Here is a 26,075-nt window from a genome sequence, read left to right as displayed (position 1 = left end):
TCCTTGTCAAGGTTCAAAACGTTGACAAGGATAGAAAAAAGAAAAGATCACAAAACGTTTACAATGAAAGAAAAGTTATACATCATAAAAATTGGCGGAGCTTTAATAGATGATGAGGAATTATTGAGCCAATTCTTAGAACAGTTTTCCGAAATTACTGAAAAGAAAATCCTTGTTCATGGTGGTGGCAAGTTGGCAACAACGCTTGCTGATAAACTGGGTATCGAACAAAAGATGATCAATGGAAGGAGGATTACGGATAAAGAAACACTGGATATTGTAACGATGGTATATGCGGGAGGAATCAATAAAAATATCGTTGAAAAGTTGCAGCAGAAAAGATGCAATGCCATAGGGTTCTCAGGAGCAGACGGAAATTTAATTAAAGCTAAGAAAAGAGAACATCCTGAAATCGATTTTGGATTTGTGGGGGATATTACCAAGAAAAGTGTAAACAGAAAGCTGGTTTCAAAACTCATCAAACTGGATCTTGTTCCTGTATTTTCTGCGATTACCCACGACAGAAAAGGAAATCTTTTCAATACCAATGCAGATACCATTGCTTCTGTGATGGCGCAGGCTCTTTCTGAGAAATATGAAGTTGAACTGTTGTATTGTTTTGATAAGGAAGGTGTTTTGAAAGATATAAACGATCCTGAATCTGTGATTAAAAGTGTAACTGAAGAAGATTTTACCACACTAAAAGAAGAAGGAAAACTTCACAAAGGGATTTTGCCCAAACTTGAAAATGCTCTTGGAGCTATAAAAAATAATGTAGACAAAGTGTTTCTGATCAAAGAAACAGAATTGAAAAACCATATAGAAAATCATCATGCAGGAACTGAAATCTGTTTATAATAAAGAAGAGCTATTGAATAATGCGGTCGGATTGCTTAAAAATTTGATTGAGATTCCTTCATTCAGTAAAGATGAGTTTAATACTTCGGTAGAAATTGAAAATTTTTTCAAAAAACACCAGATTCCTACCAAACGTTTTAAAAATAATATCTGGGCGGTAAATAAGCATTTTGATGTCTTTAAACCTTCTATTTTACTGAATACCCATCATGATACGGTAAAGCCAAACAAAGCTTACACGCTGGATCCGTTTGTCCCTATTGAAAAAGATGGAAAATTATTTGGATTGGGAAGTAATGATGCCGGAGCTTCTTTGGTTTCTATGGCACAGGTTTTTTTACATTTTTATAATAAAGAAGATTTAAAATATAATTTAGTTATTGCTTTGACGGCAGAGGAGGAGATTTCAGGATTTGATGGAATAGAGGCTCTGTTTCCGCAGCTACACAACATAGAACTCGCCATTGTAGGAGAACCCACGCAGATGAATCTGGCGATTGCAGAAAAAGGACTTCTTGTGATTGATGGAGAAATGAAAGGTACTCCTTCTCACGCCGCTCATCCTAATGATGATAACTCAATTGTAAAATGTATGCAGGATCTGCAGAATATTCTTTCCTTTAAATTTCCGAAGGTTTCAGAATATCTGGGCGAAGTTAAAGTGACTTTATCAGGAATCCATGCAGGAGTACAGCATAATGTGGTTCCGGAATCGTGCAATTTCACACTGGATGTTAGGGTAACGGATGAATATTCCAATCAGGAAGCATTTGAAATCATCCAATCTCAGATGAAATCTACATTAACGGCAAGATCGTTCAGACTGAATTCCTCCAAGATCGAAATGGATCATCCGTTTGTAAAAGCAGGAATTGAAATCGGAAGGACCACCTATGGTTCACCTACTTCCTCAGATCAGGCGATTATTCCATGTACATCAGTGAAAATGGGACCTGGAGACAGCAGGCGCTCTCATACTGCAGATGAATTTATCTATATCCATGAAATAGAAGAAGGAATAGAAATCTACATCAGAATTTTAGAAAAAGTGTTATAAGAATGGAAGATGGGTGTAGGAAGATGGAAGTTATAGCAGTGTGTTATTAGCTTCCAGCCTCCAGCCTCAGACTTCCGACTCAATATATGTTTTGACTCCGTCCGGCAGGCATGAAGTTTAGTTTTTAAAAGATTTATGCAAAAAAGAAAATTAGGAATGAAAGCTTCACATAAGGAAATGTTTTTTTATAGTTAATAGTAATAAGGATTGCCTTGCCGGGCTTGTCAAGACCCATCAGTATTTTAAATCAGAGAATATGAAAAAAATATGGCAGAAGGATGACCTTGCCACCAATATACTAGTCAATAACTTTACAGTCGGTAAAGACCTTGACTTTGATGAACGTTTAGCCAAATATGACGTAAAAGGCTCTATGGCCCATTGCAAGATGCTGGCAGAAACCGGAATTATCACTCAGGAAGAGTCAGAACAGATGTTATCTGTCTTAAATAGTATCTTAAATCAAATTGAGGATGGGACTTTTGAAATTGATAAAGAAGCTGAGGATATCCATTCTCAGGTAGAAGCAATCTTAATTGAAAAATTAGGAGATACAGGAAAGAAAATCCATACGGCAAGATCAAGAAATGATCAGGTTTTACTGGATATCAAATTGTATTTATTGGATGAAATCCGTGAGATCACAGCCCTTACAGATGAGTTTTTCCAGATTTTAATTCAACTGGCAGATCAGCATAAAAACTTTTTGCTTCCAGGATATACTCACTTGCAGATTGCAATGCCTTCCTCGTTCGGATTGTGGTTTGGAGCTTATGCAGAAGCGCTTTTGGATGACGTGGAAATGTTATTTTCAGTAAAGAACATCATTAATAAAAACCCATTAGGATCAGCGGCTGGTTATGGTTCATCTTTCCCGATCAATCGTGAAAGTACCACTTACAATCTAGGCTTCCAGTCGATGAACTATAATTCGGTGTATGCTCAGATGACCCGTGGAAAGTCAGAAAAAATGTTATCAATGGCAATGGCTACTTTAGCTGGAACACTTGGGAAATTTGCTTATGATGTATGTTTGTATCTAAGCCAGAATTTTGATTTTATCAGCTTTCCAAAAGAATTTACTACGGGAAGCAGTATTATGCCGCACAAAAAAAATCCGGATATCTTTGAGCTGGTTCGCGCACGATGCAACAGAATTCAGTCACTTCCCAATGAGTTGATTCTTTTGACAAGCAATCTGCCTTCAGGATATCACAGAGATGTACAGTTGACCAAAGAAATTCTTTTCCCGGCTATTGATTCCCTGAAAGAATGTCTGGAGATCCTAAGCTATACTTTACCAAATGTTAAGGTAAAAGACGGGATTCTGGAGGACGAGAAATACAAATACCTTTTCAGTGTGGAAAAGATCAATGAAGAGGTGAAAAGCGGAAGTTCTTTCCGTGATGCTTATGTAAAAGTAGGGCAGGAGATTGAAAATAATGAGTTTGAATTTGAACCTGGAAACCTTGAACATACCCACCAGGGAAGTATCGGAAATCTTTGCCTGGACAAAATAGAATATCAGTTCAATAAACTGAAAAATAAATTATTGGGTTAGAATCTAAGCCATTAAGGTCGTCAAAAACTTAGGCAAAAATCAGTGGAAATTCTAAAAATATTTTAGCCTGCTGTCTTTTCGTTTGTGGAAACCTTAATCTTTAATAAATCTTAACTGCTTAAGTGATCTTAATGGTTGGATTTTACTCCGCTCTTTGAATTTGATGATTGATCTTTAAACTGACTATGGTTGGAAATTGAGATTAAATCTGCTGTATAAAATTTTATCGGAGATAAAATCTTTGCGCCTTAAAGCATAAAATTAATAAATTTCTTTTGCGTCTTTGCGTTTTCTAAACAAGATAGTAGAAATGAAAATTGTTGGTATACACAAAGGTGCAAGGAATTGTATAATAGATATTACTTTTAAGGCGCAAGAAAATCAAAGATTTTCAGCAATTGAAATAGGAATGAATAATGAGTTTAAAATAAGAGGGATTATTCCAGATCAATTTTAAACTTGGTGGATTTTTTCACCTCGTGAAGTACAATAGAACTGTGATATTGTCCGATGTTGGGAAGGTTTGAAATTACGCTTACGGCAAACTCATTATAGGAATTGATATCTTTCGCGATAATTTTCAGCATATAATCATATTCCCCGGAAAGGCTGGTGATTTCCTGAACTTCGTCGTATTTGGAAATGTTGTCCTCAAAGGTCTCCAATACTTTTTTGGATTGCTCCTTAAGACGGACATTGCAATAAACGATGATATTCAGACCCAGTTTTTCACGGTTTAAAAGACCTACGTATTTTTCAATGATGCCCTGCTTCTCCAGTTGTTTGATTCGCTCATACGTAGGAGTAAAGGTAAGACCTATCTTTTCGGAAATTTCTTTAACCGATAATGTAGAATCTTCTTGAATAATACTGAGAATCATTTTGTCTTTTAAATCCATAAATAAAGTTGTGTGCTAACAAAAATATTAATTTTAAATGAGAATAAGGAAAGACTGAAGTTTTTAATTTATTTTAAACATAATTTTTGTAGGTTCATGAAATTGTTGTATCTTTGCACCTAATGAATAAAAAAGCATTTATATCATTAGATTTACCGGGCGAAAGCGCCCTTTACGATATTTATTGTTATTAGCGAAGATTGTTGTCTTCGCTTTTTTTATGCCCAAAAATTAGAATTATGTTTACGATTACAGAACTAAGCACCGAGAGAATCAACAGTATACTGACAGAAGCACTGGCTTTTGCAAATGGTAAAACTGCTAAAATTGAAGGAGAAGTTTTTTGCTCAAACCTTTTCTTCGAAGACAGTACAAGGACGAAGACAAGCTTCGATCTTGCGGAAAGAAAACTAGGACTTCAGGTAGTTCCTTTTGATGCATCACACAGTTCGGTAAACAAAGGTGAGAGTCTTTATGACACTGTAAAGACCATTGAAAGTATAGGAGTGAACCTTGTAGTGATCCGTGATAAGAAAGACAGATACTTCGAGGAATTGAAAAATATTAAGATTCCGGTAATCAACGGAGGAGATGGTACAGGAAACCACCCTTCACAGTGTATGCTGGATCTGATGACCATTTATCAGGAATTCGGAAAGTTTGAAGGACTGAAGGTGGGAATTGTAGGAGATGTAAAACACAGCCGTGTTGCCAATTCAAATGCAGAAGCATTAAGAAGACTGGGAGCAAAAGTATACTTCTCAGGACCGGAACAATGGTTTGATGAAGGAGCCTTGATCAACGGAACGTATATGTCAGTGGATGAGCTGATCGCTGAAGTGGATGTTCTGATGTTATTAAGAATCCAGCATGAAAGACACGATGCAGCAATGAGCTTCACTGCTTCAGAGTACCATAAAAGATATGGTCTGACCAAAGAAAGAGAACAGTCCATGAAAAAAGAAGCAATCGTCATGCATCCGGCTCCGATCAACAGAGGTGTCGAGATAGATTCAGATCTTGTAGAATGTGAAAGATCAAGAGTCTTTAAACAAATGGAAAATGGTGTTTTCGCCAGAATGGCCATTTTGAAAGAAGCGTTGGAAAGTAAGGGGTATACTTTTAAATAAGAACCAAGGTAAAAGAGCCAGGGTAAAAGTAAAAAGTAAAAAGTAAAAAGTAAAAGTAAAAAGTAAAAAGGTAAAGAGCCGCGTAGGGGCGACCTGTTAATGACATATAAAATAATAAGAGATAAAAGTTTAAAATGAAGAAAAAATTAATACTGGAGTCCGGTGAAGTGTTTCATGGAGAAGGTTTCGGAGCAGAATTGGAAACTGCAGGGGAAGTAGTTTTCAATACCGGAATGACAGGGTATCAGGAATTGATCTCTGACCCATCATACTGTGGTCAGATAGTTTGTATGACCTATCCGCTTATCGGAAATTATGGTATTAACCGTGATGATTATGAAAGTATCGAGCCGGCAATTAAAGGGCTTATCGTAAAAGAACTGTGCGATCTTCCTTCCAATTTCCGTACTCAGATTACTTTAGATGAATTATTTAAAAAGAAAAACCTTTCAGGAATTTCAGGTATCGACACCAGAAGACTGACAAGAGTTCTTCGTAACCATGGAGTAGTAAAAGGAAAAATTGTAAACGATGATGCTGACGAAGCTGCTGTAGCTTCTGAGTTGAAATCAACAACTTTCCCAACCAATCAGGTAGAGGAGGTTTCTACAAAAACACCTTACGCTAACCCGAACAGAGGTTTCAAAGTGGTCTTAGTAGATTTCGGTGCAAAACTGGGAATTATCAGAGAATTGTCTCAAAGAAACTGTGACATCATCGTGGTTTCTCAAGACACGACTGCAGAAGAAATTCTATTGATGAATCCGGACGGTATCATGCTATCAAACGGTCCTGGTGACCCGGAAGATGTACCACACGCCTTAGATATGATCAGAGGATTATTAGGAAAAGTTCCAATCTTCGGAATCTGTTTAGGACATCAGTTAATTGGTCTTGCTTGTGGAGCGAAAACTTTCAAGCTGAAATTCGGACACAGAGGAGGAAACCACCCGGTATTGGATCTGGAGAAAAATACAGTAGCCATTACTTCTCAAAACCATGGGTATGCTGTTGATCAGGAAAGTTTAAAAGGAACAGACCTTATCGAAACACACATTGCCTTAAATGACAGAACAAACGAAGGATTAAAACACAAAATCCACCCTTGTTTCTCCGTTCAGTATCACCCTGAAGCAAGCCCGGGTCCTGAAGATGCAAATTACCTGTTTGATGAGTTCATTCAAATGATGGAGGACTTTAAGAAATAAGAGTGACTTCAGATATTAGACATCAGATAGCAGACTTTATCATGCATAATTTTGAAAAATTGGTCTTTTGGCAGAAATCTATTGAACTTGCAAAACAGGTTTATCTCATTTGTGCGGAGTTACCTAAAGATGAAAAGTTTGGTTTGATTTCTCAAATTAAAAGATCTGTAATCTCTATTCCTTCAAATATAGCTGAAGGTGCAGGAAGAAATAATGATAGAGAATTTTATCATTTTCTTGGAATAGCAAATGCATCCTCCTTTGAGTTACAGACCCAGTTAATTTTAACTAGAGAATTAAATTTACTTGAAGCAGAAAAAGTTAATGGTTTAATATCAAATCTAAATGAAATTCAAAGAATGATTTATACATTCAAATCTAATTTAAAAAAGTAAAACAACCTGTTGGAAGTCTGAAATCTGACATCTAACATCTTGTATCTAAAAAAAGAAAAATGGCAAAACGTACAGATATAAAAACAATTTTAGTAATCGGTTCAGGACCTATCATCATTGGTCAGGCAGCTGAATTTGATTACGCAGGAACGCAGGCTTGTTTGTCTTTGAAAGAAGAAGGCTACAAAGTAATTTTGATCAACTCAAACCCTGCAACGATCATGACGGATGTGGAAATCGCTGATAAAGTATATATTGAGCCGATTTCATTACAGTTTGTAAGCCACATCATCAGAAAAGAACGTCCGGATGCTTTATTACCAACCCTTGGAGGCCAGACAGGTCTTAACATGGCGGTAGAACTGGAGAAATCAGGAATTCTTGAAGAGTGCAAAGTGGAAGTATTGGGAACAAAACTTTCTGCCATCAACAGAGCAGAAGACAGAGATCTTTTCCGTGAGCTGATGAGAGAACTGAACGAGCCGGTACCGGAATCTGATATCGTCAATACGGTTGAAGGAGCTCTTGCTTTTGCAGATGAAATCGGATATCCTGTAATTGTTCGTCCTGCCTTTACAATGGGAGGAACCGGAGGTGGTATCGCTTCCACAGAAGCTGAATTGAAAGAAATCGCTGAATTGGGACTAAAACACAGCCCGGTTACACAGTGTCTTATTGAAAAATCAATCGCAGGTTTCAAAGAAATTGAATACGAAGTAATGCGTGATGCAAACGACAACGCCATTGTAGTTTGTAACATGGAAAATATAGACCCGGTAGGTGTTCACACAGGAGACTCTATCGTAGTTGCGCCTTCTCAGACGCTTTCAGACAGAGAATATCAGCTGCTGAGAAATGCTTCCCTGAAAATCATCAGAGCATTAGGAATTGAAGGAGGATGTAATGTACAGTTAGCTTTAGATCCGCATTCATTCGATTACTATATCATCGAAGTAAACCCGAGAGTTTCCCGTTCATCAGCATTAGCAAGTAAAGCAACAGGTTATCCGATTGCAAAGATTGCTGCAAAGATCGCTGTAGGATTGACTCTGGACGAAATCATGAACCCGGTAACAGGAAAAACATACGCATGTTTCGAGCCGGCTCTTGACTATGTGGTAACAAAATTCCCAAGATTCCCATTCGATAAATTCGAAACAGCAGACAGAAGACTTTCCACTCAGATGAAAGCAACTGGTGAAGTAATGGCGATCGGAAGAAACCTTGAAGAATCTTTACAGAAAGCCATCCGCTCATTAGAAACAGGAATCAAGCATTTAGGATTAAAAACAAAGCAGGCTCAGGCTCTTACTGCTGAAGAAATCGAAAGAAGAATCAGAGTGTGTGATGATGAGAGATTATTCATTATCGGAGATGCTTTAAGAAGAGGATACGACTGGGAACAGATTGTAGAATGGAGTAAAATCGATAAATTCTTCATCTGGAAACTGAAAAAATTAGTTGACTTCGAAAAAGTAATCGCTGAAAACAAATTCGATAAAGAAACCCTGATTGAAGCGAAGAGATTAGGCTTTGCAGACATCAATATCGCAGTTCTTTGGGATGTAAAAGAGCGTGAGGTTTTCAACTTCAGAAAAGAAAACGGAATCATGCCGGTGTACAAAATGGTAGATACCTGCGCCGCTGAATTTGAAAGTGAAACGCCTTACTTCTACGGAACTTACGAAGAAGAGAATGAAAGCGTTGTTTCAGATAAAGAAAAAATCATCGTACTAGGTTCCGGGCCTATCAGAATCGGACAGGGAGTAGAATTTGACTATGCAACGGTTCACTCGGTATGGGCAATCAAAGAAATGGGTTACGAAGCGATTATCATCAACAACAACCCTGAGACAGTCTCTACAGACTTCTCAATTTCAGATAAACTTTACTTCGAGCCGCTTACAGAAGAAGATGTAATGAACATCATCGAGCTTGAAAAACCAAAAGGAGTAGTGGTACAGTTCGGAGGGCAGACAGCGATTAACCTTGCCGATAAACTAGCCGCTCACGGAGTACAGATCTTAGGAACTTCACTGGAAGATCTTGACAGAGCTGAAAACAGAGATAAGTTTGAAAAAGCACTTCAGGAGCTTGGAATTCCTCAGCCAAAAGGAAGAACTTCAACTTCGAAAGAAGAAGCAATAAAAATTGCCAACGAAATCGGATATCCGGTATTGGTACGTCCAAGCTACGTTCTTGGAGGTAGAGCAATGGAAATTGTATACGCAGAAGCAGAACTGGCTCACTACATGGAAAATGCAGTAGAAGCAAGCCCTGAGCACCCTGTATTGGTAGACAAATACATGGTAGGAAAGGAAATTGAAGTAGATGCCATCTGCGACGGTGAAACGGTAGTGATTCCAGGAATTATGGAGCACATCGAAAGAGCAGGGGTTCACTCCGGAGACTCAATCGCGGTATATCCTCCACAGAATATATCTCAGAGCGAGATTGATACTTTGGTAGACTACACACAAAGACTGGCAAAAGGATTAAACGTTATCGGATTAATGAATATCCAGTACGTTCTTTTCGAAGGAAATGTATATGTAATCGAAGTAAACCCTCGTTCTTCAAGAACAGTTCCTTTCTTATCTAAAATCACGGAAGTTCCAATGGCGAATCTTGCTACAAAGGCAATTCTGGGACAAAAACTGAAAGATTTAGGATACGAAAACGGATTAGTTCCAAACAAAGAAGGAGTATTTGTAAAAGTGCCGGTATTCTCTTTCTCAAAACTAACGAAAGTTGATATCTCTTTAGGCCCTGAAATGAAGTCTACAGGAGAAGTTATGGGGAAAGATACAACCCTTGAAAAAGCACTTTACAAAGGATTGGTAGCAGCGGGAAGAAAAGTTCCTATGCACGGATCTATCCTGTTCACAGTAGCTGATAAGCATAAAGATGAAGCAGCAGCTCTTGCAGCAAGATTCCATGAAGTCGGATTCAGAATCTGGGCTACGGAAGGTACTGCGAAGTTCTTCGAAGAAAAAGGAATCCCTTGCAAAATCGGATACAAAATCGGAGAAGAAAGTGTAAATCTTATCGACCTGATCCAGAAAGGAAAAGTTCAGTATGTTGTAAATACCACTACAAAAGGTAAGCAGGCAGAAAGAGACGGATTCCAGATCAGAAGAATGAGTGTGGAAAACGGTGTTCCTTGTTTAACTTCAATGGATACGGTAGAAGCAATTCTAAAAGTAATCGAAAGCATGAGCTTCAAAATGGAGACAATGTAATTTCGAAAAATAAATATTCTAAACCTCATAGATTTTAAAAACCTATGAGGTTTTTTTATGCTCAAACCTACTAAAATAATACCACAAAAGGGTAATTGACATACGATTTCATACAGAGTACTTTTGGTATGTCATAACAAATGAAAGTTTGATAATACAACTCTCATTATATGCAAAACTCATTAACTAACCTCAAAAAACTATACAAATGGAACCTAATCAATGTACAAAACTTCTAGAGGGTGGAATTTATACCACTTTGAATGTCGTAAAAACAGGAGATTTTCTTTACGACCTGAAGAAATATTATGAATCCGAAAAATTCAAAGACGATTTTAAAACTCAAAAATTTTCATTTGGTTTTGAAGCAATTGATCCTACATCACTGGTTAAAAATGTTTTAAATTTAGGTGCTTCTGATGATGAAATTCATAATTTTCAGGAGAAAATCAAATCTTTGGACACCATTATGGTCTCACAATCATTTTTTGATTCTTTTAGTTTGCTTACACCCAACAAAGACATCATTGAAGGATATGTGAAATGTTTAGAAGTTCAAAATAATAAAAAAGGATTATCAACAGTAGTACAGGAAGGAGATGAAGGGATAACCATCTATATTTTTTACAACAAAATATCAAGCACGGATCCAAGCCCTATTGTCGAAGATTATAAAATAACCAATGGGATAGAAATAAGCAAAAGCTTTAATAAAGGGGGTATTCTGGATGATGATAATTCAATTACTTTTAAAAGAAACGATCCGTCAAAAGATATTTTCTTTTTCCTGGACACAGATAAAGGTCCTGTAAACTGCTTATTAAATGGACTTCCCAGTGGTTTTAATAAAGATTTTCCTGTAGGAACAATACTTTGTTCATACTTAAGTTGGGAAGAATTTCAGGAGGTAACTAAAAATAATCTGGCAAATCCTGATAAGAACTGGAATAGCAAATACTCAAAATGGGCACCTTGTGACGGAAGAAAAGTAGACACAACCTGCGGGCTTGCCCGTGCCACACAAAATCTTACAAATGTTCCCGATTTGAGAGGTATTTTCCTTCGTGGAAATAATGCTTTCGACTCCAATGAATTAGGCTACGGTATCCCAACGGTTTCTGAAAATCAAAAAGATCCAGAGGGTAACAGATTACGGGGAAGTATCCAGGGAGATGAAATCAAAGAGCACGATCATCAGATTGTTCAGCAGAGTTTTGGAGGAGTAACTTCTACGCCAAGGGCAGTTTCTGCAAATACATCAGGTGCTGATGGTGACCTTGATGGTTCACAGGTAGTTAGCGGTTATGATAAATCAACGGTCCCTTTAGTTATTGCTGCTGCCGGGGGAAAAGAAACCCGTCCCAAAAATATGGCTGTCAATTATTATATAAGAATAAATTAATAACAAAAGTGATCAAAATTGTTACTGTAGTACAGTCAATCCTGTTTTTTTTAATGATAGAACATGGATTAAAAAAATACTATTTTTTGGAAAAATGAATCTTAATTCCCGTATGTTTTCCTTACGGGATTTTTTATCGGAAAAACTAATAAATTAAATTTATCTGACTATTTTTACAAAAATCATCTAAATTCCAGTACAATGAGTATAAAATCAATTACGATAGGATTTCTATGTTGTATTTTCGTGGCAGTGCTTTCAGGATGTTCCTGGATAACTGATTTCTATATTCAAAACCTGACCGGATCTAAAAAAATAATTAAGATCAATTACAGTTATCCCATCTCAAAAGCAATTGATAATGAGGCTGAGAGCTTTGCATTTAATTATGAAAATAGAATATTGTCTCCTCGATCTTTTTATAAAATCAAAAATCCAAAGTCTCTTGAAAAAATAGAAATAAAAGATTCTTCCATTGTCCTTGAGCTTTATCCAGATTCAACAACAAAAATTTACACAAGCCATAATGGAAGCTGGAGATATAGGATTAAAAGTGTTGAGATTAATGGAACCATTTTTTATCCTTCAGAATTAATAAATAAAAGCAGATATATCAGTAAAGGTTATGTTTATAAAATTAATTAAAAGTTTGCTATGAATTTTTATTTGAAAATAAAACGGACTTTTCTAAAAAGCGTAATAGCGTTTATACTTATTATTGGTTTTCAGGCCAAAGCTCAAAAATCCCAGTTTAATATTGTTGGAAACTGGGAATCCATTGATTACTGGAAGAGTAAAGGCAAAGCAGGCTTTACTAAAGATGGATATGTATCTATTACAATTAACGGGGAAGAAATTGACGGTAAGAATTTTATCATTCACGGAGGTCCTAATAATGGGCAAAAGGGTGAACTCAAATATAAAATTGATATGGAAAAGACACCAATTCATATTGATTTTATTGCACTAAAAGATAATCAGGAAAAAGGAAGACTGCTAGGAATTATTGTTCCTATTAACGATTCAAAATTCCTTATGCTGATCAACATGAATGGGAAGCGGCCTGAAAGTATAGATCATGATGAAACAATGACACTTACAAAGATTGAATGAAATTGATCTGAAAAACAGTTTAAACCTCATACATTTCAGCAATTTATGAGGTTTTTCTATATAAATTCTATAATTTAGGTTAGTCAATATTTCGATTAAAAAGAATATTGTGGTATTATCAATTATTCTATGAAAAAAACACTTCTTACACTCACTTTTGTATTAGGAGTTATATGTATTCTCAATATCAATTTTCCATTAAAAAAGCAGGATATCTATGGAAAATATATTAACATGAATTTTGATAAGCCAATTTGCTGTGTGGAAGCTCCTCACACTGCAGATACTTTAGTTTTATATGAAGACAATACATTTAGAAGTAAATTTTATGGAATGGGTACATATAAATTATATAATGGATTAAATCCTGAAATAGAACTTCATTATACAGATTTTGGTCAGCCAGCTGCTTACAAAACCTATTTTTTAAATGGGATTTTTGAAAAGCCTAAGATTAGTCTAAATGCAGATTCAAACCATTATTATGAAAAACTTGATTGAAAAAATATAATTCTCAACTCTTTCTCAATCATTTTTATCACACCCGCTTAAAAATGCATTTATGTTTACCGAATTATTTATAAATTAGAGCGTTAAAATTCAAGCTGTTATTATTATTTAAAAACTAATACAATTCCACCAAATCAAAATATAACCATGGCAGAATATTACGCAAAATCAAGCAATTCTTTATCTTTTGAAGTTACAAGAGAAGAAAGATTAATTGGAAAACTTATCTATACAAGCTGGTTTAAATTTAATGCTGTTATTGAAATTGCTCATGGGCAGACCTATCAGGTGGAGCCAAAGGGTTTTTGGGGAACTACAATTGAACTGAAAGATCACGAAAGAGTGCTTCTGAAATTCAGAATGAACTGGAACGGGGAAATTGTGGTGCAGACCTATTTTGATGGGATTAAAAATGGCTATCTTTTTAAACACAGAGGTATTTTTAAAGAATCATTTGTCCTTACAGATCAGGACGGCGTCGAGCTGATGATTATAAAACCCCATCTGAAATGGACTTCTATGAATTACGAATACCAGATCACCACCTCTGATGCCTATGAAACCCTTCCGGAAAAAGAAATCGTTTTAATTAATGCACTGCATTGCGCCAATTATTATATGTCGATGATGGCCGCTGCTGTTATATAAAACAGGTAAAGTAAAACTTTAGCAATATAGTTACCTTTATTTTTATTAGCCTTATGGTAAAAAAGAATTGTGTCCTGAGTGTTTTTGGACTGCTATTACTATTTCAATGTAATCCTAGCAAAAATTACAAAAAAGAATTTGAAAAATTTGTTTTTGATGCTGATCAGGTTTTATCCAATGGTGATATTTTACATCCTGCTTATGCCTATCTTAAAGATGGAAAATTAAAAGGTCTTGAGTTTAATAATCATCCAGAATGTGGAGATTATATCCAAAGATATTTTTTTTCTGAAAATGAAAAAATAAAGAAGATTGTTATTGAGAAAAATTATTATAATGAAAGCTGTGGTAAAACTTTTGACTCATTATTCATTATATATCCCGTATTGGGCAAAACAATTGTGTATGCGGATAATACAAACGCAAAAGAAATAGAAGGTAATGTTTTACGGGAGGAAAAAATTAATATTGATCGCTATATGAAGATGATTAAAAATTGGAAAAATAAATAAAAAAACTTATCTATTGATTGAATAAAGGGTTTTCGGAATTTTCGAAAACCCTTTATTTATAGGCTATTCTATGGTAGAAGTTTTATGATTTGTATCATGTTTTTATTTAGAATTAATAAAAATAAAATAATTTTGCAGAACTAACTTAATTATAAACATGAAAAAAACTATTATTTCTGCAGCTCTATTAGCCGTAACGATGCTGAGTGCCCAGGAAACAGATACCATTAAAGTGGCTGAAATTCAATCCGTATCGCTCCAGGGAACTCACAATTACAGAACAAAAAAATCTGAATCTATCGCAAGGCTTCCTCTGGAAAATCTTGAAAACCCTACTGTTTATAATCTTGTTCCCAAAGAAATCATCAGTGAAATGGGAGCCATGGATTTCAACACAGCGATGGCTTCTGCTCCAGGAGTGGTCGTAAGCAATAGTGTAAACGACAGTGGAAATGATATTTTTATGAGAGGTTTCAGTTCCAATGCCAGTTTCAGAAACGGACTGACTCAAAATCCAAGAGTACAATCTGAGATCGCTAATATCGAGAGAGTAGAAGTAATAAAAGGTCCATCCGGAACCTTATTCGGTGGAACATTAGCCAATTATGGCGGTGTGGTGAATATCGTTACGAAAAAACCACAGGAAAACTTCGGGGGAATTATCAATTATACCACCGGAAGCTGGGGAATGAACAGGATTACAGCCGATGTAAATACCCCTTTAAATAAAGAAAAAACTGCATTGGCAAGATTCAATGTCGCAGCCTATTCTCAGGATTCTTTCCAGGATGCAGGCTACAACAAAGGATTATTTTTCTCCGGAAGTGTTTTGTACAAAGTAAGCGACAAAACCACAGTGACACTTGATACCGAGTTCCATGCTCCGGATAAAACATTGAATGCTTATGTAAGAAACTCAGAAAAGCTGACCTTACACTCCATGAAAGACCTGGAAGTAGCCTACAAAAGAGCGTTTACTAGTAATGATATCGGCTCGAAAAGAACCAACTTTGTAACGATGGCTGAGGTTACCCATAAATTCAATGACCAGTGGACGTCAAGGACATCTTACCAAAGAGGAGAAGCCAATGAAAACGAATCTATCTTTTTAGTACTCAGATATCTGAATAATAATCAGGTAGAAAGAATGATCCGTCCTTTTGACAGCTTTAAAGTGACCACAGACAATATCCAGCAGAATTTTACAGGAGATTTTAAAATAGCAGGGTTAAGAAACCGTCTGGTAGTAGGAATAGATTACTTCCAGCAAACAACAAAATATCAGTTCCCTTACTATGAGGCCAACGGATACAGTAATGTTTTCATGCCTTATGATAAAGTGAATCTCGACAGCTCTTCCGCATGGGATCCTATCTCAAGAAACAAATTCATGAATAAGGAAAGAAAATCCACAGAATCGGATATTACAAGATTCAGAACCATCAGCGGTTATATTTCCAATGTTTTAAATATCACAGATAATTTGCTGGTAATGGCCAGTTTGAGAGTAGACAGCTATAAAAATGATGATATGGTGGTAAATGGTGTAGAGATCTCTACCAAAAACGGATATCCTGAAAATAAAGTTTCCGGTTACAGCCAGACCCAGTTTTCACCAAAGTTCGGATTGGTGTATGAAATTGTAAAAGATGAGATCTCATTCTTTGCCAATTATGTGAATGGATTTAAAAACTATGCTCCATCAATGAATGAAGTGGGTGTCCTGACAAAGTGGGATCCTGAACAGGGAAATCAGATTGAAACAGGTTTTAAAGTGGATCTGTTCCATAAAAAACTACTGACGACCGTGAGTTACTATAATATTAATGTTAAAAACAGACTGGTTGCAGATCCAGGCGGAATAGGAAGTATTCAGGATGGGAATATCAAAAGTCAGGGACTGGAAATAGGCATCATTGCCAACCCTTTCAAAGGATGGAATATCGTTGCCGGATATGGTTATAACGATAACAAATATGATGACCGGAGCAAAGACAGCGGAAAAAGAATTGCCTGGACTCCAAAACATGTTGCCAATCTATGGACAAGCTACAAAATCATGGATGGTGCATATGAAGGACTTGGTTTCGGAGCCGGATTTAATTTTGTAGACCAGACCTATATCAACATCACCAATCATTTTCTTGCTCCTTCTTATACTACGGTAGGTGCAACAGTTTTTTATGACAGGAAAAAATACAGAATCGGTCTGAAAATGAATAATGCGCTGAATGAAAACTACTGGAACTTCTACGGACAGCCACAGAAGCCAAGAGAAATTCTTGCCAATTTTGCATTCAAATTTTAAATCTAAAAAAACAAAAATAATCTCAACGAAAATATAAGGATGAAAACCGCAAAGGTGCAAAGCTTTGATTTATAATATATCTATTTCTGAAGCCTTCAAATATGCTAAAGTAAACGGCAGCAGAAATAACTCTTTTCACTTTACAAACACGCCATTATAAATACAATTGCGCCTTTGCATTTTCTGCACTTACATTGTTTATTGGATGAAAACAGATATGAAAATAATAAAACGAATCCTAAAAAAAAGCAGGGTAAATCCCTTACCAAAAGGATCACCGGCTGGCTGCATCTATGGCTCGGCCTGGTTTCCGGAATCATTGTGCTTACTGTTACTCTTTCGGGAACTGTATTTGTCTTCTGTGACGAAATCATTGATCTGTGCGGCGGAAGCGCAAAATATGTCCAGGCTCCGGCTAATGCAGAAAAAATGACCCCCGAAGAGTTGCTTGCCCACTTTCACCAGCAGGTTCCGGACAGAAAAGCGTTCTATTTTGATACCTACAAAGATGCTGACAGAAGTTTCAGAGTAGCTTCAGCAACGAAGCCTCCTAAAGATAAAAGTGCGGACAAGGCAGACAAACCAAAGAAAAAAGGCCGTGGTCCACGAGGTGTATTTGCCTATCATTATCTTGACCCTTACACCGGAAAAGTAATCGGTTCTACCAAAAGCTATGAGTTTTTCTATGTTGTAGCCCATATTCATGCGCAGCTATTGGCAGGAAAGTTTGGGAAAACGGTGGTTGGAATTGCTTCCATCATCTTTTTTATCCAGCTTATCGGCGGATTGATTCTCTGGTGGCCAAAAAAATGGAACAAAACAACAAGAACAACAGCTTTTAAAATTAAATCCGGAACGAAATGGCGCAGGAAAAACTACGATTTCCATAATGTCTTTGGGTTTTATTCATTGCTTCCGGCTGTGTTTATTACCATTACAGGATTGATTATGGCCTATGAGGTTTTAACCAATCTAACCCAACAGGCTTTCGGCGGAGCAGTGGATGCCCATACTATTGCAGAAAAATATGAACCTAAGTTTGATCCGGAGAAAAAAGCTCTGACCTATACGGATTTTCTTGACAGAAAATTCAAGGAGTTTCCTGATGCAAAACAGTTCAGAATGAGTATTCCGAGAAATGATTCTGCAACGGTGTATCATGTGGTGGCAGCTAGGTTTATTGGTCTGAAAAGCCTTATCAACGGGAAAAGTATGGAAACCAACAAATACACCGGAAAGGAGATTGATTATCCTGAAGAAGTACAGAAGCACGAAGTGATAGAGCACATGAACTTTGACCTTCATGTAGGGTATTGGGGCGGAATGTTCGGTAAAATATTCACATTCATTATCGGAATGATCTGTACCAGTCTCCCGATTACCGGATTTCTGATCTGGTGGGGACGCAGAAACAAATCACCCAAAAAGAATAAAGAAATTAAAAATATTCATCAACACAGAAAAGATTCACACCATGAACAATTGGTTTAAAATTATATACCTTCCTGTATTTTTACTGTTTACATTTGGAAAATCCCAGGAAAAACTAACGATAGGGGAGAAGCAAAACGTATTTTCAAAAGTTCTAAATGAAAACAGAGAAATCTGGGTTCATCTGCCCAAAACGTATAACGACAATACCATCAATCCTGCAAAATATCCTGTCATCTATCTTTTAGACGGAGAAATTAATTTTGATTATTATACAGGATTAACAGATTTCATTGCCAGAACACCCTATGCCGACATTCCGGAATGTATTGTTGTCGGAATTAAAAATACAGAAAGAACAAGAGATCTTACTCCGACAAAGTCTGAAAAGAAGAGTCCGGTAAACCCTGCTCTTACGCTTTTTGCCGACAGCGGAGGAAGTGAAAACTTTCTGAAATTCATGCAGGAGGAATTGAAGCCTTTTATTAATAAAAACTACAGAACTCAGGATTATTGTGTGTTGGTAGGCCATTCTTTCGGCGGATTATTTGCCATTAATACCTTTCTTTCACATCCGGATTATTTTAATGCTTATGTTGCTAATGATCCTAGTTTATGGTGGGATCATAAATTGACCATTTCAAGAACGAGAAACTATTTGGAAAAAAATAAAAAGTTTCCTGCAAAAAAATCGTTGTATGTTTCCCAGGCAGATAATGAAGAGCAGCAGAAAAACTGGAATTCTGATATGACCCAGGCGATTGAAGAATTTAAAGGAATGATAGAAAAAAACGGATCTTTGAACTATAAACATCACTTTTTTGAAGGCGAAACCCATGGGACCGTTTCTTATCCCGGAAATTATGAAGCTTTGAAATTTATATTCAAAGGGTATAGAACCGATATAAAACAGTTGGCCAAAAATCCCAAACTGCTTGAAGAAGAGTATCAAAAGTTTTCTGAAAAAATGGGAATAAATTTTATTCCTTCGGAAGCCTATCTGAATGTGGTAATCAAATTTATGAAAAGTAATGGTTTTAAAGAATCCGAAACCTATTTTATGAATCTGAAAGACAACTATTATCCTAAGAAATAATGAACTGAAAATAAAAACCAAATCCGTTTATCAACAGATTTGGTTTTTTATATCTTACTTCTAACGATACGTTTTATGTATCCAGAGAATTCGACATTCCGCTAGAAATCGGAATAAATTCTTTCCGGGAATTAATGCCTGTTATCACAATTAATCGGGAAATCCTTCTCCTTTTGATCTAAAAAATTAATGGAAGGACAGCCAAAAGACTGGGCAATGAACCCAAAAATAACCGGAGGTTTTCCTTTGAAAAGATGGCCTGTATATTGGAAAATATTAGATTCATCAGCATCTATTCCATAAAGAGGAAGAAACTCTCCGCCATCACTGCCTGCAAGGCTGAATATCTTCTCTGCAATTTTTTCCTTACGATCATTGATGACTGCCAGTTTACGCTCTACAATATTTCCTTCTTCAAGATAATCCTGCAGATAATAGGTCAGATTTTCATATTGGGACTGATAAGTTTTTCCCAAAGCCAGTTTTGAGTGAGAAAAGTATTTTTTTGAAACATCAGCGCCGGCTTTTTGCCATTTCACAGCTTTCATTTTATTGTCTACAAACGGATTTTGATTTCCAAAATAGGCGATGGCATTAGTATAACGATCGTATTCAGTTGTTTTTTGATGAGTTGCCACCTGGAAACCCATCATATAAGAATCCGGGTCTAAATCCTGATCATCGGAATAAGGACTTAAGTAGGCAACGGCTTTTAATTGGCTGACTGGCATTCTTTGAAGTTGGTTAGAACCATACTCATAGATGTAGAGAGAATCATTTTCAGTAAGATGAATTCCGCTGAGCAATTTTTTTCTGCTGGGTGCATCCAGTTCAAAATGCTGGAGCTCTTCGAAAGACATCTGTTTATGATTTTTAACAATCTTTGCAGGCATAGGTTGCTCACCTTTATAGACATCCGAAACAGAAATGAAAATATCCATATCAGAATCTTTTTCCGCGGATGAAATAACGGACAGACTGAAAATATTAAAATGAGTATAATCTATTTTCTCCTCAGTTTTTGCTGTTTTTACAGAATCATTCGTCAGATGTGTTTCTGTGGTAACAGTTTTTTTCTCTTCTTTCTTACAGCTTACAATAGCCAATGGCAAAAATAAAAGCGCAGCGACGGTTTGGGGTTTTATAATCTTTTTTAGCATTAAAGTGTTTATCATATTCTAATTCATTTTGTAATAAGGTTCTGAAAAATATTTGCTGGGTTTAATGTAAGCCATTTTCCTTTCTGCATCAAAGATCCAGATGAATCTGCGAAGCATATCAGCACCGAGATAACTTACATTTTGTGTCTTCAGTTCCCCGGAGAAAAATCCTACGAAAACATCTTTGAACACGCTATTTCCCAATTTGAAATAGGGTAGAACAGCTTGTTTGGTCGTTAACGTTTTACCTTGAGAATTCTTTAGTGTTTTTTCTCCTGTTATCTTAAGTTTTTTCTCCAGATGTTTTTCTTCAGCAAACTCATTACTATAAAGAATAGCTCCGGAAAACCCGGATTGTAAAACAAAATAGGTTTCCTGCTGCTGATCGCCTTCAAGGATATTGTCTGCAGCAAGATAAAACCCTTCATGATCCGGAATGATGTTGATGGGTTGGTAGCCTTGCAGATCTGGCATTTTGTCGTACATCACAAACTGGTTATTGTCGTAATCAATTTTAAAGGCTTTCCCTTCAAAAATTCCGGTCCCGATTTTTCCGTCTGCCTCATGACCTGTCAGCTGATTGTCAAAAAAATGTACATTTTTCTGAATAATTTTTCCGATTTGTACTGTATTGTCGTCGCTGAGTTCTTCTTTGTTGAAAATAATATGTGCTGCTTTCTGTTTGCCATCAGGAGAAATAGCATAATCTTTCATGGCAATCTGGAACATGAGATTGAGCGAATCTTTTTTATTGACAAGGGTCTTTACAATGATATTATTGTGTTTTGTGATCCGGAAGGGGATGGTCTGCTGTGCTTTCATACCATACAATCCGGCAGAAAGCAGTATGAAAAATACTGTTCTTTTGAGCATTATCAGTGATTAGTGTTTTAAAACTTTAAAATTACCTATTATCTTTGGAAAAGCAAATAATAAAATAAAATGGTTGAAAAATTGCTTCAGAGCGGAATCCATTGGGAAAAGAAAGCATTCAAACGGAATGAGTTTCTGAAGATTTCAGGCAGTACAGATACCTCTATTTATTGTATTGAAAACGGAAGTGTCCGGATTTATATGATGGATGAAAATGAAGAAAGGATCATTCGTTTCGGATACACAGGAAATATTATTGTCAGCCTGGATTCTTTTTTATCGGGAAAGTCTTCGGATCTTTATATTCAGGCGATTAAGAAAACAACGGTAAGAATAGCTTCAAAACAGGATTTCTATGCGTTCGTACAATCGGACGAAGAACATATGAAATTCTGGATGAATGTCCTTGAAGATCTCGTATTACAGCAGCTTGAAAGAGAAAAAGATCTGCTCATCAATGCTCCCGGGGAACGTTTTGAAAGGGTTTTAAAACGAAGTCCAAAACTATTTCAGGAAGTTCCCAATAAATATATTGCCAATTATCTGAGGATGTCACCGGAAACTTTGTCCAGACTAAAAAAATCTTGAGTTCAGTCAAGATTTAAGAACATTCTGATCAGCATATTTGCATAAAAAACGTAATGAAAATTTCAACCTCAGAATTCCTGAATGAATTAAGAAATAGAATTGCAGAACATTTACAATTCGCTGAAATGTTGTTTTTAAAGACGGAACATGATCTGAATTTCAGAACTTCAACAGAAAGCTGGAGTACATTGGAATGTCTGGAGCATCTTAACCGCTACGGAGATTTTTATATTCCCGAAATAAGCCGTACTATTTCTTCTGCCGGAAAACCTTCTCAACTCTATTTTAAGCCCGGAATTCTTGGGAATTATTTTGCTAAAAGTATGCTTCCCAAAGAGAAACTGAATACGATGAAAACGCTTAAGGCCATGAATCCTATCCACAGTAATCTGGATAAAAGCGTAGTGGATACATTCATAAAACAGCAGAAAAAAATGCTTGAATTACTGGAAGAGGCTCAATTTATTGACTTAGAAAAAACAAAAACAAGTATTAGTATTTCAAAGCTGATCAAACTGAAGTTGGGAGATACCTTTCGTTTTGTTATTTATCATAATGCAAGGCATGTTGAACAGATAAAAAGAATTTTAACGGATTAAAAACAAGTTATGATTTCCAAAAAGCTTAATTTTAAACGAATGGAAATGATACACCAAAAACATATATCAACCCCTTTGGGAGAAATGATTGCCTGTGCCATAGATCAGGGAATCTGTCTGCTGGAATTTACAGACCGGAAAAATATTGAAAAACAGTTGAAGGCTTTGTCAAAGATTTTGAAAGCAGAAATTTTAGAAAAAGAACATCCTCATTTCAAACAGCTGGAAGAGGAGCTGAAAGAATATTTTGAAGGAAAAAGAAGTCAGTTTGAAGTTCCATTGTTCACTACCGGAACTGCGTTTCAGGAAAAAGTATGGCAGCTTCTTCGCGAAATCCCGATGGGAGAAATAAGGACTTATAAACAACAGTCAGAAATACTGGGAAACCCCAAGGCGATACGTGCCGTAGGAACAGCCAACGGTATCAATAAAATTGCCATTTTAATTCCCTGCCATCGTGTGATAGGTTCCAACGGCGAGTTGGTAGGGTATGCCGGAGGTATCTGGAGAAAACAAAAACTATTGGAGCTGGAAAAGGCTATCTTATTTTAGATATATTAAAAATATCCCTATATTTCTGCATTTATCACAAGTTTGCTACCTTTTATGAAATCAAAAATTCCGGTTATTTTAATCTTTTCCAGATTGATTATTGGCTTTCTCATCATTGCTTTAAGTCTCATTACAATAGAAAATTATCAGGCAATTACTGTCGTTCTTTTATCTATAGGGTTGTTAACTGATATTTTTGATGGAATTATAGCAAGGCATCTTCAGATTTCAACTCAGAAACTCAGACGTATGGATTCTACTGTTGATCAGATTTTCTTTATCTCGGTAGGACTTGCAGCATATATACAATGCCCTGAATTTTTCAAAACAAACGCTTCCAAAATAATTATTCTTGCAGGATCTGAAGCTCTTATTTATCTGGTAAGCTTTTTAAGATTCAGAAAGGAAGTAGCAACACACTCTATTGGTGCCAAGATCTGGACTTTATTACTTTTTGGAACATTAATTCAGGTTATTTTTCAATGTCAGTCTGTCATTCTGTTCAACCTTTGTTTTTGGGTTGGCCTGCTTACAAGGGCAGAGATTATTGCTATTCTTTTTATATTGAAAACCTGGACGAATGATGTTCCTTCTGTTTTTCATTCCATTCAACTAAGAAAAGGGAAAACGATTAAGAAAAATAAATTGTTCAATAGTTGATTATTTACTTTTAAAAAAGATTTGGCTAAAAAATACCGTCATAGAAAAATATCGGTAAAACAAATTTTAACGAAGTTTATGAAAGCTATTTCGCTCTGAATTTTGTAATTTTAAACAAAAATTTACACGTGAAAAAGTTACTAGCAGCAGTTTGCATTTCAGTTTCAGCATTCAGTTTTGCTCAGGATTATTCTGTGCCGGCAGCAAGTCCGCGCCAGAAGGTTGAGCAGCAGTTTTCAATGTCTAAAATTACCATTGATTATGGAAGACCGGGAGTGAAGGGACGTAAAATTTTCGGAGAACTGGTTCCTTATGGCCAGGTTTGGAGAGCGGGAGCGAACTCTTCTACAAAAATTACTTTCGGACAGGCCGTTAACTTCGGTGGGAAAACAGTGCCTGCAGGAACATACGGATTGTTCATCGTTCCTACAGAAAAAGAATGGAAAGTTATCCTTAATAAAGATTTCCAGCAATGGGGAGCTTATACTTACGATCCAAAACAGGATGTAGTAGACGTTACGGTACCGGTTAACAAACTGACAGACAAACAGGAATGGTTTGAAATCACTTTAAATCCTACAGATGAAAACTCAGGAAACCTGGTTATCAAATGGGATATGGCTCAGGCAGAAGTTCCTTTGAAACCGTCCAAATTAGACACTGTTATCAAGATTTCCGACAAGTTGAAAGAAATCAAGAAAATAGAATCAGATTCTACTAAAAAAGGCTAAGCAATGAATTTTTCTGTTCAGCCTGTTTTAGAGAATGAAGAATTTCAATTAATCCCCTTACAGCAAGGGGATTTTGAATCTTTATATGAAGTGGCTTCCGATCCTAAAGTCTGGGAACAGCATCCTAACAAAGACCGTTATAAGAGAGAAGTTTTTGAAAACTTTTTCACAGGAGCTATGGAGAGTAAAGGTGCTTTCAAAATTATGGAGAAAGCTACCGGAGATGTATTGGGAAGCAGCCGTTATTATGATTTTGATGAAGAGAACAATCATATTTTCATCGGATATACTTTCTACGGAACAAAATCATGGGGAAAAGGCATTAATCCTAAGGTTAAAAAGCTGATGCTGGATTATATTTTCCAGTTTGTAGACAAAGTTCATTTTCACATTGGAAAAGAGAATTTCCGTTCGCAGACAGCTTTGGAAAGACTGGGAGGTCAAAAGATTGCTGAAGAAGAAGTGGCTTATTTTGCAGAACCTACAAGAACCAATTTCGTGTATGAAATTAAAAAAGAAGATTGGGTATGAAAAAATATAAAATCCAGCAGTCACCATTTGTAGTTCCTACAACAGATGGAAAACTGATTGAAGAACACTGGGGAAACTCTACAGGAAATTCTACTGTTTCAATTGCTCATATGGTAGCACCTCCGGATTGGAGTGAGCCTCACCAGACTCCTGAGTTTGATGAATTCACCTATATCATTTCAGGAAAAAAGCAATTTGAAATAGATGGAGAAATTGTTACGTTGGAAAAAGGACAGAGCATCCTTATTGAAAAAGGAGCGAGAATCCGTTATAGTAATCCGTTTTCAGAACCATGTGAATATCTTGCGATCTGTCTTCCTGCATTTTCTATGGAATTGGTGCATAGGGAAGAGGAAGGCGTAGACTAAGAAAAGAATTAAAAAATATAAAAAAGCAAATCTGAGAATAGTGGATTTGCTTTTTTTTTGTGTAATTACACCATCATGAAAAAATAATCATGAATTGCTGATTTCTTTGAAGTTGATTTTCAATGTGTTTTTATTAAGAATGCCCTTCAATAAAAGGTTTCGCAATAGTTTTTTTCTTTTTCATGCCTGATAGTTTCAATTTATTTTGTAAGTTCGCGGACTTAAAAAAATGAACTAAAATCTATGAAAAACAAATTATCGATTGTATTCATGCTGGCAATCGCGCTTTCTACCACTTCATGTGCAACCATTTTTACAGGAACTCAGGATTCAATCGCTTTTTCTTCAAGCCCTGAAGGAGCAAAAGTATTTCACAAGGGAATTGAAAAATGTACAACACCTTGTACAACCAAAATTCCAAGAGGTTTGGGTAAGCAGATGGTCACATTTGAAAAAGAAGGATTCGAGAAGAAAGAAGTAAAACTGACAAAAACTTTTAATGCCGTGACTTTACTGAATATTATTCTTGGAGGAGCAATAGGAGTGGGAATTGATGCTGCAACAGGTTCTCTAACCAAATATTCTCCAAAGAAATATGATGTTGAGCTTCAGGCTAAACCGTAATTAAGCTAACAATATAAAA

General features: G+C 36.2%; 27 protein-coding genes. 24 read left to right on the top strand and 3 right to left on the bottom strand.

The features are described 5' to 3' along the window. Positions 1 to 63 precede the first annotated feature (63 nt). From argB to argH, 3 genes are all read left to right on the top strand, one after another. Complete coding sequence (gene argB / locus KBP46_RS06380; RefSeq protein ID WP_216444945.1) at positions 64 to 858, top strand: acetylglutamate kinase; 795 nt, start codon at positions 64 to 66, stop codon at positions 856 to 858. After that, the gene (locus KBP46_RS06375) at positions 833 to 1,915 is read left to right on the top strand and encodes a M20 family metallo-hydrolase (protein ID WP_216444944.1); all 1,083 of its coding nucleotides are present in this window, start codon (positions 833 to 835) and stop codon (positions 1,913 to 1,915) included. The genes argB and KBP46_RS06375 overlap by 26 nt, the downstream gene beginning before the upstream one ends. 256 nt (positions 1,916 to 2,171) lie before the next feature. After that, on the top strand, positions 2,172 to 3,476 hold the full coding sequence (gene argH / locus KBP46_RS06370; protein WP_216444943.1) for an argininosuccinate lyase: 1,305 nt from the start codon (positions 2,172 to 2,174) through the stop codon (positions 3,474 to 3,476). A 437-nt stretch (positions 3,477 to 3,913) separates the two neighbouring features. Here the strand turns inward: argH and KBP46_RS06365 are convergent, their stop codons facing one another. Continuing rightward, positions 3,914 to 4,375, bottom strand: a complete 462-nt coding sequence (locus tag KBP46_RS06365; RefSeq protein WP_034696246.1) for an Lrp/AsnC family transcriptional regulator — start codon at positions 4,373 to 4,375, stop codon at positions 3,914 to 3,916. Between the two features lie 239 nt (positions 4,376 to 4,614). On the opposite strand from KBP46_RS06365, the gene KBP46_RS06360 reads away from it, so the two are divergent. The 13 genes from KBP46_RS06360 to KBP46_RS06300 all read left to right on the top strand — a co-directional run bounded on the left by KBP46_RS06360 (position 4,615) and on the right by KBP46_RS06300 (position 19,370). Then, positions 4,615 to 5,505: an aspartate carbamoyltransferase catalytic subunit gene (locus tag KBP46_RS06360; protein ID WP_301285832.1), complete on the top strand. Its 891-nt coding sequence runs from the start codon at positions 4,615 to 4,617 to the stop codon at positions 5,503 to 5,505. Positions 5,506 to 5,639: 134 nt separating this feature from the next. Next, positions 5,640 to 6,713, top strand: coding sequence for a carbamoyl phosphate synthase small subunit (locus KBP46_RS06355; protein WP_062670679.1), 1,074 nt, complete (start codon positions 5,640 to 5,642; stop codon positions 6,711 to 6,713). Positions 6,714 to 6,754: 41 nt separating this feature from the next. Further along, a complete protein-coding gene (locus KBP46_RS06350; RefSeq protein WP_216445459.1) occupies positions 6,755 to 7,108 on the top strand; it encodes a four helix bundle protein in 354 nt (117 codons plus the stop codon). 59 nt (positions 7,109 to 7,167) lie between these two features. Next, complete coding sequence (gene carB, locus KBP46_RS06345) at positions 7,168 to 10,350, top strand: carbamoyl-phosphate synthase large subunit (RefSeq protein ID WP_120230614.1); 3,183 nt, start codon at positions 7,168 to 7,170, stop codon at positions 10,348 to 10,350. Between the two features lie 208 nt (positions 10,351 to 10,558). Continuing rightward, positions 10,559 to 11,752 carry a hypothetical protein gene (locus KBP46_RS06340; protein ID WP_216444942.1) on the top strand — a complete coding sequence of 398 codons (1,194 nt, stop codon included), beginning with the start codon at positions 10,559 to 10,561 and terminating at the stop codon, positions 11,750 to 11,752. A 201-nt stretch (positions 11,753 to 11,953) separates the two neighbouring features. Then, entirely contained in the window at positions 11,954 to 12,397 is a 444-nt protein-coding gene (locus tag KBP46_RS06335; protein WP_216444941.1) for a hypothetical protein, read from the top strand. Between the two features lie 9 nt (positions 12,398 to 12,406). Then, positions 12,407 to 12,865, top strand: a complete 459-nt coding sequence (locus tag KBP46_RS06330) for a hypothetical protein (protein WP_120230617.1) — start codon at positions 12,407 to 12,409, stop codon at positions 12,863 to 12,865. 129 nt (positions 12,866 to 12,994) lie between these two features. Next, positions 12,995 to 13,366: a hypothetical protein gene (locus KBP46_RS06325; RefSeq protein WP_062670667.1), complete on the top strand. Its 372-nt coding sequence runs from the start codon at positions 12,995 to 12,997 to the stop codon at positions 13,364 to 13,366. A 156-nt stretch (positions 13,367 to 13,522) separates the two neighbouring features. Next, on the top strand, positions 13,523 to 14,023 hold the full coding sequence (locus KBP46_RS06320; RefSeq protein WP_062670665.1) for a hypothetical protein: 501 nt from the start codon (positions 13,523 to 13,525) through the stop codon (positions 14,021 to 14,023). Positions 14,024 to 14,076: 53 nt separating this feature from the next. After that, complete coding sequence (locus KBP46_RS06315; protein WP_216444940.1) at positions 14,077 to 14,535, top strand: hypothetical protein; 459 nt, start codon at positions 14,077 to 14,079, stop codon at positions 14,533 to 14,535. A gap of 157 nt (positions 14,536 to 14,692) precedes the next feature. After that, entirely contained in the window at positions 14,693 to 16,843 is a 2,151-nt protein-coding gene (locus KBP46_RS06310) for a TonB-dependent siderophore receptor (RefSeq protein ID WP_216444939.1), read from the top strand. A 201-nt stretch (positions 16,844 to 17,044) separates the two neighbouring features. Next, positions 17,045 to 18,334, top strand: coding sequence for a PepSY domain-containing protein (locus KBP46_RS06305; RefSeq protein WP_216444938.1), 1,290 nt, complete (start codon positions 17,045 to 17,047; stop codon positions 18,332 to 18,334). After that, the gene (locus KBP46_RS06300) at positions 18,318 to 19,370 is read left to right on the top strand and encodes an alpha/beta hydrolase (protein ID WP_216444937.1); all 1,053 of its coding nucleotides are present in this window, start codon (positions 18,318 to 18,320) and stop codon (positions 19,368 to 19,370) included. Before KBP46_RS06305 ends, KBP46_RS06300 begins: the two co-directional genes overlap by 17 nt. A gap of 131 nt (positions 19,371 to 19,501) precedes the next feature. Here KBP46_RS06300 and KBP46_RS06295 read toward each other — a convergent pair whose 3' ends face one another. Both KBP46_RS06295 and KBP46_RS06290 read right to left on the bottom strand, forming a co-directional pair. Next, positions 19,502 to 20,545, bottom strand: coding sequence for a hypothetical protein (locus KBP46_RS06295; RefSeq protein WP_216444936.1), 1,044 nt, complete (start codon positions 20,543 to 20,545; stop codon positions 19,502 to 19,504). Positions 20,546 to 20,548: 3 nt separating this feature from the next. Beyond that, positions 20,549 to 21,403: a hypothetical protein gene (locus KBP46_RS06290; RefSeq protein WP_123277940.1), complete on the bottom strand. Its 855-nt coding sequence runs from the start codon at positions 21,401 to 21,403 to the stop codon at positions 20,549 to 20,551. A gap of 69 nt (positions 21,404 to 21,472) precedes the next feature. Between KBP46_RS06290 and KBP46_RS06285 the strand changes: the two genes are divergently transcribed. From KBP46_RS06285 to KBP46_RS06250, 8 genes are all read left to right on the top strand, one after another. Continuing rightward, positions 21,473 to 21,991 (top strand): Crp/Fnr family transcriptional regulator, encoded by a 519-nt coding sequence (locus tag KBP46_RS06285; protein ID WP_216444935.1) that lies wholly within the window; start codon positions 21,473 to 21,475, stop codon positions 21,989 to 21,991. Between the two features lie 53 nt (positions 21,992 to 22,044). Further along, positions 22,045 to 22,590 (top strand): DinB family protein, encoded by a 546-nt coding sequence (locus KBP46_RS06280; protein ID WP_216444934.1) that lies wholly within the window; start codon positions 22,045 to 22,047, stop codon positions 22,588 to 22,590. Between the two features lie 45 nt (positions 22,591 to 22,635). Beyond that, positions 22,636 to 23,142 (top strand): methylated-DNA--[protein]-cysteine S-methyltransferase, encoded by a 507-nt coding sequence (locus tag KBP46_RS06275; protein ID WP_317126393.1) that lies wholly within the window; start codon positions 22,636 to 22,638, stop codon positions 23,140 to 23,142. A 54-nt stretch (positions 23,143 to 23,196) separates the two neighbouring features. Next, a complete protein-coding gene (locus KBP46_RS06270; protein WP_216444933.1) occupies positions 23,197 to 23,802 on the top strand; it encodes a CDP-alcohol phosphatidyltransferase family protein in 606 nt (201 codons plus the stop codon). 128 nt (positions 23,803 to 23,930) lie between these two features. Then, the gene (locus tag KBP46_RS06265) at positions 23,931 to 24,533 is read left to right on the top strand and encodes a DUF2911 domain-containing protein (protein WP_062670647.1); all 603 of its coding nucleotides are present in this window, start codon (positions 23,931 to 23,933) and stop codon (positions 24,531 to 24,533) included. A gap of 3 nt (positions 24,534 to 24,536) precedes the next feature. Continuing rightward, entirely contained in the window at positions 24,537 to 25,064 is a 528-nt protein-coding gene (locus tag KBP46_RS06260) for a GNAT family N-acetyltransferase (RefSeq protein WP_120230628.1), read from the top strand. Next, a complete protein-coding gene (locus KBP46_RS06255) occupies positions 25,061 to 25,432 on the top strand; it encodes a cupin domain-containing protein (protein WP_034696224.1) in 372 nt (123 codons plus the stop codon). The genes KBP46_RS06260 and KBP46_RS06255 overlap by 4 nt, the downstream gene beginning before the upstream one ends. A 243-nt stretch (positions 25,433 to 25,675) precedes the next feature. After that, positions 25,676 to 26,056: a PEGA domain-containing protein gene (locus tag KBP46_RS06250; RefSeq protein ID WP_062670641.1), complete on the top strand. Its 381-nt coding sequence runs from the start codon at positions 25,676 to 25,678 to the stop codon at positions 26,054 to 26,056. Positions 26,057 to 26,075 lie beyond the last annotated feature (19 nt).

This window comes from Chryseobacterium sp. PCH239, assembly GCF_018924625.1.
Classification (GTDB): Bacteria; Bacteroidota; Bacteroidia; order Flavobacteriales; family Weeksellaceae; genus Chryseobacterium; species Chryseobacterium cucumeris.
This window is presented reverse-complemented; position numbering and strand designations above follow the sequence as displayed.